This window comes from Rhizobium leguminosarum bv. trifolii WSM2297 (assembly GCF_000271845.1).
In genome coordinates, this window is the sequence record NZ_JH719395.1 from 2,997,541 (window position 1) to 3,010,246 (window position 12,706).

Here is a 12,706-nt window from a genome sequence, read left to right on the forward strand (position 1 = left end):
CTGGGCAGGCGGCCCGGCAGCGCTTCAATGCGGCCCACGCCTCCAGTTTGGCCGCACGTTTGCCCGGAGAGCGAAGCTTCGACCTTGCCGGGCGCGCGGTGAAATGTTCTTGTATCGATCGAAAATCGGATGCTTTTTTTGAAAAGGGTGAAAGTCACCGTGATTTCCGAAACCGCCGCGCGCCGGAACGGCTACTGGCTGATTGTCGTGGTGCTGGCAATGCTCGCGGGACTGCCGCTGGCCGTCTGGCTCGATATCAGCGATCTCTCCGGAAATACCCTGCGGCGTCAGGCCCGCGACATGAGCTCGCTCATATCGAGCATCCGCTCCTATTATTCCGCCAACGTCGTGGGCCGTGTTCTGGCCGCCCACGCCAGCGGCGCGACCGAAGGCACGACCGTCTCCCACAATTACGCCAATATACCAGGCGCCATTCCGCTGCCGGCGACGCTGTCCCTGGAACTCGGCGATGTCATCAAGGAACAGCAGGCCAATATCACCTACCGTTTCGTCTCCGACCTGCCGTTCAAGAGCCGCGCATCCCACGAGCTCGACGAATTCGAGAGCAAAGCGCTCGCCGCGCTGCGCGCCAATCCGCAGCAGACGCTGAACGATCTCAGCCGTGTCGGATTGACCGATACCTTGCGCTTCATCACCCCCGTCGTCATGGGCCAGGCTTGCGTTGCCTGCCACAATACCCATCCCGAAAGCCCGAAGACCGATTGGAAAGTGGGCGACGTGCGCGGCATTCAGGAAGTCATTATCCGGCAGCCCTATGCGGGCAATGTCTTCGCCTTCAAATACCTGCTCTGCTATTTTCTGTTCGTTGCCATTATCGGCATCAGCTTCATCCTGCTCCAGCGCCAGCAGGCGCGCGCGATCCATAGCGCCAACCAGGATCTGGAAGCCGCAAACGAGTTTCTGGCCAGCGTTTCCCTGAAGATTTCGCGCTATCTCTCGCCGCAGATCTATAAGAGCATCTTCTCCGGGCAGAAGGACGTCGTCGTTCATACCGAGCGCAAACGCCTGACGATCTTCTTCTCCGACATCAAGGATTTCACCGCGACCACCGAGCGCCTGCAGCCGGAAGCACTGACGGCGATGCTCAACGAATATCTGACTGAGATGTCGAACATTGCCCTGGAACATGGCGGTACGGTGGACAAGTTCATCGGCGACGCAATGCTGGTGTTTTTCGGCGACCCGGAAACCAAAGGTCCGGAGGAAGACGCGAAAGCCTGTCTGCGCATGGCCGTCGACATGCAGCGCCGTCTCGGCGAACTCAAGGACAGATGGCGCAGAAACGGCACCGAAGAGCCTTTCGTCGTCCGCATGGGGATCAACAGCGGCTATTGCAACGTCGGCAATTTCGGCAGCAGCGACCGCATGGACTATACGATCATCGGGGCGGAGGCCAATCTCGCGGCGCGGCTGCAATCGATCGCCCAGGGAGGAGAAATCGTCATCAGCTACGAAACCTATGCGCTGGTGAACGAGATCGTCGACGCCCACCCATTGCCGCCGATCACGATGAAGGGCATACAGCGCGAGATCGTGCCCTATGCGGTGGATGGGCTGACACTCGGTGCGGATCATAAGAGCCGCGTGCTCAGCGAGCACCTCGCCGGTCTCGACCTGCATCTCGATATGAGCCGGCTGGAGCCGGCCGATCGCCTCCGGGTCAGAACGGCTCTCAAGGATGCGATCGCCGCGCTGGACGAAACCACGCCCGAGGCAGCCGGATCGTGACCGGATAGGGGCAAGCGTGATTTTTCCGCCCGCTTTCCATATGCATCTGGACTTCCCATACCCGATCTGATATCCCGCATCACCAATCGCAAGGCTGCGGCCGCGCGAACGTTATATTTTTGCCCCTGGCGCTGCGCCGCCGCCGGCATCAACCAACCGAAGGAACGTGATTCTCGTGCAGGTACTTGTCCGCGATAACAATGTCGATCAGGCTCTCCGCGCTCTCAAGAAGAAGATGCAGCGCGAAGGCATTTTCCGCGAAATGAAGATGCGCGACTACTACGAGAAGCCGTCGCAGAAGCGTGCTCGCGAAAAGGCCGAAGCTGTTCGCCGCGTTCGCAAGCTGGCCCGCAAGCGCGCCCAGCGCGAAGGTCTGGTCGCAGCACGCTGAGCGTTGCTGTCGTTTTTTTGACGTTTTCAGATGCATTGTGGCGGGGGCGATAGGTTCGCCACCGCCTTTTTTAGTTTGCCGCTGAAGATCGCATATCCCAGTATCGGGTATGCCGCATGGGGAAAGCGAGCCCGAATGGCTGTCAACACCTTCAATCCGTCCAGCGCCTGGCGCCTGCAGAAAACCGCATTCCTGCCCGCTTTGGCGCTGGCGGCAATGTTCGGCCTCGCCGGCTGTGAGACGACAAACACCACAGATGCCGTGATCAGCATCGACAAGGCGCAGGGTTCGGAAGAGAATATCGCGTCGCTGACGGCAGTCATCAACGCCAACCCTAAGGATCCCGAAGGCTACAACGTCCGCGGTTCCGCCTATGGCCGCGGCGGCCAGTTCCGCCAGGCGTTGAACGACTTCAACACGGCATTGCAGATCAATCCGCGGTTTTTCCAGGCTTATGCCAACCGCGCCCTGGTCTATCGCAACATGGGCCAGCAGGCCCAGGCGATCAGCGATTATAATGCCGCGCTGCAGATCAATCCGAGTTACGACGTCGCCTATATCGGCCGCGGCAACGTCTACCGCATGGCCGGCCAGGACGACCAGGCCTTCAACGACTTCGACAAGGCGATCCAGCTCGGCACCACCGACGGCCGGGCCTATCACAATCGTGGCCTGATCTATCAGAAGCGCAATCAGCAGGACAAGGCGATCGACGACTTCTCGAAGGCGATCTCGCTCGCGCCGAATTCGCCCGAGCCCTATAATGGCCGCGGCATTTCCTATATAGCGCTGAACGACAACGACAACGCCTTTGCCGATTTCAACCATGCCATCGAACTCAATGGCAACATCGCCGAATCCTGGGCTAACCAGGCGCTGGTTTACGAACGGCGCGGCGACAAGGCGAAGGCCGCCCGGTCCTATCGACACGCCGTTGGCCTCGATCCCAAATACCAGCCGGCTCGCGACGGCCTTGCCCGCGTCGGCGTCGCCCCAGCCGGCTAAGGACATCAGTCGGGCGGCCGAAATATCGGCCGCCGCATGGTCCACCGTCCCCGATGACATACTATAGTATGTTGCAACCTCGTCTTGCTCCCCCTAACATGTCGCTGCTTCGATAGCTTGCTATCGGGCGTTCGAAACAGTTTGAGGGCGGCTTGCGAGAGATGCGGATCTTTGCTTTCCTGACCGCTCGTAAAAATCCTTGCCGGCAGCCAGTGCATGGGACGTGGCGAAACAGATGAAGATCGTCGCGCTGTTCTTTCCCAAGGCCTCGATCGGCACCTATCTCGTTGCCATGGCGGTGGCGATCGCTCTGCCGATCTTCGCCTTTGTAACGCTGCTTCTACTGCAGCTTGAGGACAACCAGCGTTCGACGCTGAGGCGCGAGACGGCCCAGGATGCGCTTGCGCTTTCGCGCATTATCGACCGCCAGCTTCAGGATATGGCAACGACGCTGCGGCTGCTTTCAAGCTCACCCGAGCTCGAAAACGGCAATCTCGCCGCCTTCCACGAGCGCACGGAAACGGCCCTCAGAGACAATACGCTGTTCGTCATCGCCGTCGATCGCACCGGCGAGCAGCTGTTGAACACGCGCCGGGCGTTCGGCACGCCGCTTGGCAAGACGGCGAACATCCCCGCCCTCGAAGCCGTCATGGCCTCCGGTCGCATCGAGGCATCGGACGTCTTCCGCGGCCGGACCAGCGGCGATTGGGTTTATAACGTCACCCTGCCGCGGGCCAACGATCCCGTCGCAGCCCTCATCATCACGCAGGATGCCAAGGATCTGGGCAAGCTCGTGACGACCGAGGGCCTTGCCCCCGGCTGGTCGGCCGCCGTCATCGATCAGAGCGGCCACGTGGTCGCCGCCGCCGGCCCCGCCAATCTGGAACCCGGCACGCCCTTCGATCCGCGCATCCTGCCGGCGTTCACCGCTTCCCGCGGCGTCTTCCAGGACGAGACGATCCTGCCGCACACGCTGCTCGGTTATGCCAGGATTCCCGGCTGGTCGTGGAAAACGGTAATCTGGGGACCGATCGCTCAGGCTTCGATCCTCAGCACCTGGCGTTTCCTCATCATCGGCGGCGTGGCCCTGGTGCTCGTCGCGGTGCTCGGCGCCTATGCCGTCGCAAGGCAGGTGCGCACCACCATCCGCGATATCGCCGAAATGGCGAACCGCATGGGCGAAGGCCATATCGTCTCGCCGGTCGAGACCAGTGTCATCGAGGCGAACCAGGTGGCGATCGCCCTTTCGAATGCCTCCTTCGACCGCAGCCAGACCGAGGACCGGCTGCGCTTCGTCATGCATGAGCTCGTCCACCGCACCAAAAACCTTCTGACACTTGCCCAGGCAATGATGCGCCAGCTCGCCAAACAGGCCGACAGCGTCGAGACCTTCCAAGCCGCCGTCGCCGACCGCCTCGAGGGGCTGGTGCGTTCGATCGAGCTGCTGACCAGCGAGCAATGGGGAGGCGTGTCGCTGCGGCGGGTCGTCGACATCCACCTGCAGGCCTTCCCGCAATCGCGCGAACAGATCGAGATCACAGGGCAAGACTTCGTGCTGAAGCCGGATGCGGTGCAGAATCTCGGACTTGCCTTGCATGAACTCGCAACCAATTCGGTGAAATACGGTGCGCTCTCAGTCCCGCAGGGCCGCGTTCGCTTCGAATGGCATGACGTCGAGAAGGAGGCAGACAAGCCGGATGCCTTGCTTCGTTTCACTTGGGAAGAGCGCGGCGGCCCGCCGGTCGCAGAGCCGACCCGCTCGGGTTTCGGCACCACCGTCATCAAGGCTCATGCCGCCTCGGCTTTCCGCGGCACGGTGCAGGTTGATTTCCTGCCCGAGGGCCTGCGTTGGGTCCTGACGGCGCAGCGCGCCATGCTGGAGCGGGAATAGCGCAGGAACAATCGCCATCCCTACCCGTTTCGAACAGGTCGTTCCAAAGGAGAAAGACCATGTTCAAGCAAACGATGATCGCAGCCGCGGCCCTGGCAGCCGCTGCCTGGGCAAGCCCGGCGGGCGCGGAAAGCTATGTCACGCTTGGCCGTCTGGTCTGCGGGTCGGAAGGCGGCCAGGGTCTGATCGTCACCTCGCAGAAGAACCTTATCTGTACCTATACGCCGGCGTCAGGCGGCGCCAAGGCGGTCTATGCCGGCAAAATCGAGAAATTCGGCATAGATATCGGCCAGACCGGCAAAAGCGTGATGATCTGGCAGGTGCTGGCCAAGACCGGCACGGATGTCCCGCAATTCGCCCTTGCCGGTGAATATTACGGCATCGGCGCCGATGCGAGCCTGGGTGCAGGCGCCGGCGCCAAGGTGATCGCCGGCGGCACCAACAAGGCCTTCATGCTGCAGCCATTGAATGTCCAAGCCCAGGAAGGGCTGAACCTGGCGATCGGCGTCGAGAAGATGACCCTGGTGCCGGGCGAGATATGATAAAAACGGACGTCCAAGCTGAATCGAACAGCCGCCCGAAGGCGGCTGTATCTGCGTTCATCAATGCGCGATGGCCTTGTTGATATCCTCGGTCATCTTCTTGGCGTCGCCGAGCAGCATCATCGTGCCGTCCTTGTAGAACAGCGTATTGTCGATGCCGGCGTAACCCGAGCCGAGCGAGCGCTTGACGAACAGGCAGGTCTTGGCCCGGTCGACGTCGAGGATCGGCATGCCGTAGATCGGCGAGGTCTTGTCGTCGCGCGCCGCCGGATTGGTCACGTCGTTGGCGCCGATGACATAGGCGACGTCGGCCTGGGCGAATTCCGAATTGATGTCCTCGAGCTCGAAGACCTCGTCATAGGGAACATTTGCTTCTGCGAGCAGCACGTTCATATGACCGGGCATGCGGCCCGCGACCGGGTGGATCGCGTATTTCACTTCGACGCCGTTCTTCTTCAGATTGTCGGCGAGTTCGCGCAGCGCATGCTGGGCCTGGGCGACCGCCATGCCATAGCCCGGCACGATGATGACCTTCGAGGCATTGGCCATCAGATAAGCCGCATCCTCGGCCGAGCCGAGCTTGACGGTCTTATCTGAGGTGTCAGGCCCGCTGGACGCCGTCTCGCCGCCGAAACCGCCGAGGATGACGGAGACGAAGGAGCGGTTCATGCCCTTGCACATGATGTAGGAGAGGATCGCGCCGGAGGAACCGACGAGCGCGCCGGTGATGATCAGCGCCAGATTGCCGAGCGTGAAGCCGATGCCGGCCGCAGCCCAGCCGGAATAGGAATTCAGCATCGAAACGACGACCGGCATGTCGGCCCCGCCGATCGGCACGATCAAAAGCACACCGAGCGCCAGCGACAGTGCCACGACGGCCCAGAAATCGAAATGGCTTTCAGTGGCGGCAAGCCCGATGATGAAGAGCACGATCAGCACCAGCAGGGTCGCGTTGATCAGATGCCGGTAAGGCAACATGATCGGCTTGCCGGACATGCGCCCATCAAGTTTCAGGAAGGCGATGATCGAGCCGGTGAAGGTCAGCGCACCGATCGCTACGCCGAGCGCCATCTCGACCCGCGCCTCGGTATGGATGTGGCCGATCTCGCCGATGCCGAAGGAAGCGGGCGTATAGAGTGCGGAGGCTGCGACCAGCACGGCGGCGAGGCCGACCAGCGAGTGGAAGCCAGCAACGAGCTGCGGCATCGAGGTCATGGCGATGGTGCGGGCGACATAGGCGCCGACGCTGCCGCCGATGGCAAGGCCGAGGATGATCAGCACGAAGCCGCCGAAATTGGGCGTGGCCAGCACCAGCGTCGTCAGGATGGCGATCCCCATGCCGATCATGCCGTAGAGATTGCCCTTGCGGCTGGTGGCCGGATGCGACAGACCGCGGAGCGCCAGGATGAACAGCACGCCGGAGACGAGGTAGAGGAAAGCTGCGATATTGGTCATCAATCCCTCACCGGTCCTTCTTGCGGTACATCGAAAGCATCCGCTGCGTCACGAGGAAGCCGCCGAAGATGTTCACCGAGACGAGCACGAGGGCAACGAAGCCGAAGCCGGTCGCAAGCCCGCTTGTCGAGATGCCGACCGCCAGAAGCGCGCCGACGACGATGACGGAGGAGATCGCATTGGTGACCGCCATCAGCGGCGTATGCAGCGCCGGCGTTACCGACCAGACGACGTAATAACCGACGAAGATCGATAAGACGAAGATCGCCAGTTGGAAGACGAAGGGATCGATCGCCCCGCCGGTAGCAGCACTTGCCGCTTCCGGAGCGTGGGCAGCCGCGGTGGCGACGGCGGTTACAGCATCGTTCAGCTGCTGCAACGCTCTGTCCATTGCTTCACTGGCCATCAGAGATCTCCCTTCTTCGCGCCGCCGAAGGCGGGATGAACCACGTCGCCGGCATAGGTCAGCATCGTCGCCTTGACGAGTTCGTCGTCGAGGTTGACGACAAGCGTCTTGGTTTCCTTGTTGACCATGGTCTCGAGGAAGGTGACGAGGTTCTTGGCGTAGAGCGCCGAAGCGCTAGCCGCGACCCGGCCCGGCATGTTGGCAAAACCGATCACCTTGACGCCGTCGACATCGGCGATCTCGCCGGCAACGACCCCCTCGATGTTGCCGCCGCGCTCGACCGCGAGGTCAACGGCGACCGCGCCCGGCTTCATTGCGGCGAGCATGGCGCGCGAAACCAGCCGCGGCGCCGCGCGGCCGGGGATCAGCGCGGTGGTGATGACAATATCCTGTTTGGCGATATGTTCGGCCACCAGGGCTGCCTGCTTGCCTTGATAGTCGGCGGACATTTCCTTGGCGTAACCGCCGGCCGTTTCCGCCGCCTTGAACTCCTCGTCCTCGACGGCGATGAATTTGGCGCCGAGCGAGGCGACCTGCTCCTTGGCGGCCGGGCGGACGTCGGTCGCCGAGACCGCAGCACCCAGACGCCGCGCCGTGGCGATCGCCTGCAGACCGGCGACGCCGGCGCCCATGACGAAGACCTTGGCGGCGGGCACGGTGCCGGCAGCGGTCATCATCATCGGCATGGCGCGGTCATAAACCGCCGCCGCCTCGATGACGGCCTGATAGCCGGCGAGATTGGCCTGGGACGAAAGCACGTCCATGGACTGGGCGCGGGTAATGCGCGGCATCAGTTCCATCGCGAAGGCCGAAAGTCCGGCGCTTGCCAGAGCCGCGATCGCTTCGTCATTGCCGTACGGATCCATGATGGCGATGACCACGGCGCCGCTTTTATAGCCTGAGATTTCCTTTTCGGTCGGGCGGCGCACCTTGAGCACCACGTCGGCGGCGGCTGCATCGGCAAAACTGCCGATCCGGGCGCCGGCGGCCTCGAACTCTCCGTCCGGAAGGCGCGACGCCGCACCGGCGCCGGCTTCGACGACGACGTCGAAGCCGAAACTTTTCATTTTCTTCACGGTCTCGGCGGAGGCCGCGACACGCGTCTCCTCGCCCGCAATTTCCCTTGCAACGAAAACGATATTGCCCAACTGCCCCCTCCTCCGGGTCAGCCAGACCGCCGCAGGCTTCCCTGCGCAGGCCAAGCACCTAAAGCATGTCGCGCAAAACTGTCCGTCGGTCCTGCGATAACGATATGCGAGAAAATAAAGACCTGAAGCGCGAAGAGCGAATCTGAAAGATCGCGACGCGCTTCAGTCACAAAGCTTCGGCGAAGCCCCTCCCCTTTGCCGCGATCAGCGGAACAGGAAGACGCCGACAGCGAGTAGAATGATGAAAACGAAGAGGCCGCCGAGAAGGCCGGCGCCGCCGAAGAAACCGGCGGTCATCGCAAGCAGGAGGACGATGAGAAGCATCGAGCCGTATTTTGTGGCGGTGATGAACATGTCGTAGGTCTTTTCATGTTCCTTGTAATCCATCGGCGCGCCGGTCTCGACCGGTCCGGTATGATGTTCAGCCATAAATATCGTCTCCCTGAAATGCCTCTGCGCTGCCTGATTCCCCCGGCTGGCGAGAGAAGTCCCTGCTTGCAGGAATTACACAATGACAGGCGAAAGCGCAATGCATGAGAATGCCGCAGCTTCGCGTCAAAACCACCGATCTCTATGAGGGCGTTGACCGCGGATCTGGTCATCGCCCCTCATTATTCTAACGCAGGTTCTCTCCCGGAAGAGAGGAAGAAATCAGAGCGGCAGATCGGTTCCGAGTTGGCCCTGCGGCACGAAGCGCGCCGTCGGGATGATGGTGAGCGGCGGCAATGTGTCGTTGGGATTGCGCGAAAACATCATGCGCTGCTCGCTGGCGCTGGAGATGAAGAAGGGGTAACGCGTCAACAGCTTGCGTCCGACCTCGACCACATTCGTCGCCATCAGCGTCACGTCAACCCCGTAACTCTCCGCCAGTCGGCCGGGCACAATCGTATCGGCATAGAAGACCCGCTTGTAGAAGGCGGCATGAGGCGGCCGGACGGACTGAATAACGCGGTCCGCCCGGAAATAGGCTGCCGCCACGATGGCGGGTCTCAGCGTCAGATAGGGAACCCATGGCATGTTGGCGGTGAGTTCAGGATCGGCCGCGAAACGCGCCGGGTCGATCAAGGTCAGCCCGGCGTCCAGAAGCTCATTCATCGCCTCGGGAAAGGCCTCTCCGGACCGGCTGATGCGATGCTCCGGCGTCACATTGTGAATTCGGATCGTACTGACCAATTCGCCATAATAGTACAGACCGAAGATATAGGCATGGCTGTCGAAATCGACATCGTCCAATAGGCCTTCCGGGGCAAGCGACAGCGCGCCGTGGGCCTTGTACGCCTTGTAGCGCAGCCGTTCCACCTCCTCCATGTCTTCGCTGCTCTCAACACGGCGATATTCGACATGGTCCAAAATTTCCAAAATTTTCGTGCTGAAATCATTACGCGTGAACAGTGTATCTGACATATTTTGATCCGCTCGTTAACGGATCATTAATCATACGCCAGCCAAATTTAGGCAAGGAAATCCGATAATTCGGCCCGTATATAAAGTATTAAGGTTAACGGCGCGGAGGACCTTGAGGGGAAAAAGCGGCGGAGCGCTCAGGCGACCTTGTTGCGGCGACGCTGAACGGTCCGGCGGCCGATGCCCTGCTGTAACAGCGGGATGTTCTTGGAAGGTACCGGCTGAGAGAAAACATAGCCCTGCACAAGATCGGTGCTGCGGTGCTTGTTGAGCAGGGCGAGCTGCTCTTCGGTCTCGACGCCCTCGATGACGATCTTCAGGCCCAGTTCGCGGGCGAGATGGACCGTACCGCGCAATAGCTTGAGACGGCGGTTATCCTCGACGATGTTGCGGACGAAGGAGCGATCGATCTTGACGATATCGAGCGGCAGCGTGTCGAGATAGCTGAGGCTGGAAAAGCCGGTGCCGAAATCGTCGATGGCGATGGTGATGCCGCGGGCCCTGAGTTCCGCCAGGATGGCGCGCACGGCGGCCGGCTCGTCGATCAGGCAGCTTTCGGTGATTTCGAGATGCAGCCGCGCCGCGTCGAGGCCGGAATGGGCAAGCGCATCGGCGACCAGCTGAAGGATGTCGGCATCCCTGAGGTCCCGCGCCGAGAGGTTGACCGAGACGGCGATGTGGTCCGGCCAGTTCTTGCATTCGCTGCAGGCCTTGAACAGGACGAAGCGGGTGATGTCGGAGATGATGCCCATATCCTCGGCGAGCCGGATGAAGACATCGGGCGGGATCGAGCCCTTCTCCGGATGCACCCAGCGCGCTAAGGCCTCGGCGCATTCGATCCGCGAACCGTCGGCCCGGAACATCGGCTGGAAGACCAGATGCAGAGCCTGGGCCGAAACCGCGTCGCGCAGATCCGCCTTCAGCTTCTGCTGCTCGATATAGCGGCCATCCATCTCCCGCTCGAAGCCGGATATGCCGCCCTTGAAGCGCGACTTGCTTTCGAACAGGGCAAGATCCGCCTTGACGCTCCATTCGTCCATCGCGAAGGCGGTACTTTCGAGGATCGCGTAGCCGGCGCTGAGCGAAACCAGGAAGGTCAGTTCGTCGACCTCGTAGTGACCCTGGATCGCGGCGTGCACGCGGCGGATTTCGATGTCGAGCGAGGCCGGCTCCTTCGCATGCGGAAAGAACAGGATGAACTGGTCGCCCATCAGCCGGCCGAGAATGGCGTTGCCGGAGGCCTGCTTGATGCGGGCGGCGATAGCGCAGAGCAGATGATCGCCGGTGACGTGGCCACGCATGTCGTTGACATGTTTGAATTCGTCGATATCGAGAACCATGAAGCCGAGCGGCCCGGACTTCCGCTGATGTTTGGCGAGATACTCCTGCACCAGCTGCCCGAAATACTCTCTGTTCGGCAGGCCCGTCAGCGCATCGAAGCGGACCATATGCATGATTTTCTGTTCCGCCTTCACCCGGCTCGACACATCCTCGAAGATCAGCACGGCGCCGCCATCGGCCCTTCGGCTGGCGGAGAATTCGAGCGACAGGCCCTCGGGAAAATGAATGAGCGTGCGCGACAGGTTGCCTTCGGCGACCTGGGTCAGCTGGCGCAGGATGAGCTCCGGCTGCGAGGCGTCCATGAAGCTGTAGCGCGCGCCGTAACGCAGCACAGCGCCGAGGTCGCGGTCCTTCAGCCGTTCCGGCGCACCGATCTTCAAAAGCTCGCAGGCCTTGCGATTGACGACCTGGATACGGTTTTCGGCATCGACCATGACCAGGCCGTGCGGCATGTTGTTGAGCGCCGTGTCGAAGCGGCCGGCGATGATGGTGATTTCCCGGCGCGCGATGACATTCTCGTAGAGAAACTCGCGCACGCCGTTCGCCATGGCCCGCGTCGTCAGCCAGAAGGGAATGAGGAAGATCGACAGCAGGCCACGATAGAAATCCAGCGCCAGCAGGCTGCAGACGATCATCGGCAGACAGCAGAAGAACGTCTGGAGGTCGACTGCGAAGCGCGAGCCGTAGTTGCGGCCGACGACGGAAACCATGGTCGCCATGGTGACGGAAATGCAGGCAAGCTCCGCAAAGGAATCATGCACGACGAAGATGGCGTAGCCGCTGGCGATGCCGAGCAGCGCGGTGGTGCAGGCTCCACTGCCAACGAGAACCCGCTCCCAACGCTCGATTCCGGCGTGCGACAGACCCTGCTTGTCGACACGATCGAACTGCTGGAAGATGGCCATGCGAGCGCCGAAAACCAGAAGGAAGGCGGCCGACAGCAGGATGTAGATGGAGTATTGCGTCTTGGCAGCCACGGCAAGGCACGTCGCAACATGCACGATCACGCCAACAAGAAGCGTCATGCGGTTCCCGGAAAGGGAGCTCACAAACGACAGATACACATCTAAAGGGACCCTGTTCGGGTTATCTGGCTTCATCCACACTTTCCCTGTGCGCGGGGATTCTAGGCTCAACCCTTTAAAAATTGATTTCAACGGAATCAAACATTTGGGTAAATTTTCTAAAACCAGAGGATGAACCGTGCAGCCTACACGCGCCAATACAGCTTTTTGGCGAGATTATGGAAATTTTTTATCCACGCCTGGGTTGTCTAATAATGAGACGCTCACACGGCCCGGTCAGCGCTTCTAAGACTATACTCCAAGGCGAGGCATTTATCCTTCCAATTTCCAAGGCCGTGGTCTACATCGA

The 12,706-nt window shown here is 61.2% G+C and carries 11 protein-coding genes; 5 read left to right on the forward strand and 6 right to left on the reverse strand.

All coding sequences use genetic code 11. From position 1 onward, the window contains the following. Positions 1 to 147: 147 nt before the first annotated feature. The 5 genes from RLEG4DRAFT_RS29735 to RLEG4DRAFT_RS29755 all read left to right on the forward strand — a co-directional run bounded on the left by RLEG4DRAFT_RS29735 (position 148) and on the right by RLEG4DRAFT_RS29755 (position 5,578). Positions 148 to 1,749, forward strand: a complete 1,602-nt coding sequence (locus RLEG4DRAFT_RS29735; RefSeq protein WP_037094917.1) for an adenylate/guanylate cyclase domain-containing protein — start codon at positions 148 to 150, stop codon at positions 1,747 to 1,749. Positions 1,750 to 1,924: 175 nt separating this feature from the next. Next, the gene (gene rpsU / locus RLEG4DRAFT_RS29740) at positions 1,925 to 2,140 is read left to right on the forward strand and encodes a 30S ribosomal protein S21 (RefSeq protein WP_003542939.1); all 216 of its coding nucleotides are present in this window, start codon (positions 1,925 to 1,927) and stop codon (positions 2,138 to 2,140) included. A gap of 135 nt (positions 2,141 to 2,275) precedes the next feature. Next, the gene (locus RLEG4DRAFT_RS29745) at positions 2,276 to 3,145 is read left to right on the forward strand and encodes a tetratricopeptide repeat protein (protein ID WP_003582334.1); all 870 of its coding nucleotides are present in this window, start codon (positions 2,276 to 2,278) and stop codon (positions 3,143 to 3,145) included. A gap of 235 nt (positions 3,146 to 3,380) precedes the next feature. Next, positions 3,381 to 5,036 carry a sensor histidine kinase gene (locus RLEG4DRAFT_RS29750; RefSeq protein ID WP_003582335.1) on the forward strand — a complete coding sequence of 552 codons (1,656 nt, stop codon included), beginning with the start codon at positions 3,381 to 3,383 and terminating at the stop codon, positions 5,034 to 5,036. 59 nt (positions 5,037 to 5,095) lie between these two features. Next, positions 5,096 to 5,578, forward strand: a complete 483-nt coding sequence (locus tag RLEG4DRAFT_RS29755; RefSeq protein WP_003582336.1) for a DUF992 domain-containing protein — start codon at positions 5,096 to 5,098, stop codon at positions 5,576 to 5,578. 60 nt (positions 5,579 to 5,638) lie between these two features. Here the strand turns inward: RLEG4DRAFT_RS29755 and RLEG4DRAFT_RS29760 are convergent, their stop codons facing one another. The 6 genes from RLEG4DRAFT_RS29760 to RLEG4DRAFT_RS29785 form a co-directional block, all read right to left on the reverse strand. After that, positions 5,639 to 7,033 carry an NAD(P)(+) transhydrogenase (Re/Si-specific) subunit beta gene (locus tag RLEG4DRAFT_RS29760; protein WP_003582337.1) on the reverse strand — a complete coding sequence of 465 codons (1,395 nt, stop codon included), beginning with the start codon at positions 7,031 to 7,033 and terminating at the stop codon, positions 5,639 to 5,641. 7 nt (positions 7,034 to 7,040) lie between these two features. Then, the gene (locus RLEG4DRAFT_RS29765) at positions 7,041 to 7,439 is read right to left on the reverse strand and encodes a proton-translocating transhydrogenase family protein (protein WP_003582338.1); all 399 of its coding nucleotides are present in this window, start codon (positions 7,437 to 7,439) and stop codon (positions 7,041 to 7,043) included. After that, positions 7,439 to 8,587: a Re/Si-specific NAD(P)(+) transhydrogenase subunit alpha gene (locus tag RLEG4DRAFT_RS29770; protein WP_003582339.1), complete on the reverse strand. Its 1,149-nt coding sequence runs from the start codon at positions 8,585 to 8,587 to the stop codon at positions 7,439 to 7,441. Before RLEG4DRAFT_RS29770 ends, RLEG4DRAFT_RS29765 begins: the two co-directional genes overlap by 1 nt. Before the next feature lie 204 nt (positions 8,588 to 8,791). Continuing rightward, positions 8,792 to 9,016 (reverse strand): aa3-type cytochrome c oxidase subunit IV, encoded by a 225-nt coding sequence (locus RLEG4DRAFT_RS29775; protein WP_003566599.1) that lies wholly within the window; start codon positions 9,014 to 9,016, stop codon positions 8,792 to 8,794. Between the two features lie 222 nt (positions 9,017 to 9,238). Continuing rightward, positions 9,239 to 9,991: an N-acyl amino acid synthase FeeM domain-containing protein gene (locus tag RLEG4DRAFT_RS29780; protein ID WP_003582340.1), complete on the reverse strand. Its 753-nt coding sequence runs from the start codon at positions 9,989 to 9,991 to the stop codon at positions 9,239 to 9,241. Positions 9,992 to 10,128: 137 nt separating this feature from the next. Then, complete coding sequence (locus tag RLEG4DRAFT_RS29785) at positions 10,129 to 12,432, reverse strand: putative bifunctional diguanylate cyclase/phosphodiesterase (protein ID WP_037094355.1); 2,304 nt, start codon at positions 12,430 to 12,432, stop codon at positions 10,129 to 10,131. Positions 12,433 to 12,706 lie beyond the last annotated feature (274 nt).

Coding starts and splice junctions, on each gene's coding strand:
- RLEG4DRAFT_RS29775 (WP_003566599.1), bottom strand. CDS start 9,016: ATGGCTGAACATCATACCGGACCGGTCGAGACCGGCGCGCCGATGGAT.
- RLEG4DRAFT_RS29780 (WP_003582340.1), bottom strand. CDS start 9,991: ATGTCAGATACACTGTTCACGCGTAATGATTTCAGCACGAAAATTTTG.
- RLEG4DRAFT_RS29785 (WP_037094355.1), bottom strand. CDS start 12,432: ATGAAGCCAGATAACCCGAACAGGGTCCCTTTAGATGTGTATCTGTCG.
- RLEG4DRAFT_RS29760 (WP_003582337.1), bottom strand. CDS start 7,033: ATGACCAATATCGCAGCTTTCCTCTACCTCGTCTCCGGCGTGCTGTTC.
- RLEG4DRAFT_RS29750 (WP_003582335.1), top strand. CDS start 3,381: ATGAAGATCGTCGCGCTGTTCTTTCCCAAGGCCTCGATCGGCACCTAT.
- RLEG4DRAFT_RS29755 (WP_003582336.1), top strand. CDS start 5,096: ATGTTCAAGCAAACGATGATCGCAGCCGCGGCCCTGGCAGCCGCTGCC.
- RLEG4DRAFT_RS29745 (WP_003582334.1), top strand. CDS start 2,276: ATGGCTGTCAACACCTTCAATCCGTCCAGCGCCTGGCGCCTGCAGAAA.
- RLEG4DRAFT_RS29765 (WP_003582338.1), bottom strand. CDS start 7,439: ATGGCCAGTGAAGCAATGGACAGAGCGTTGCAGCAGCTGAACGATGCT.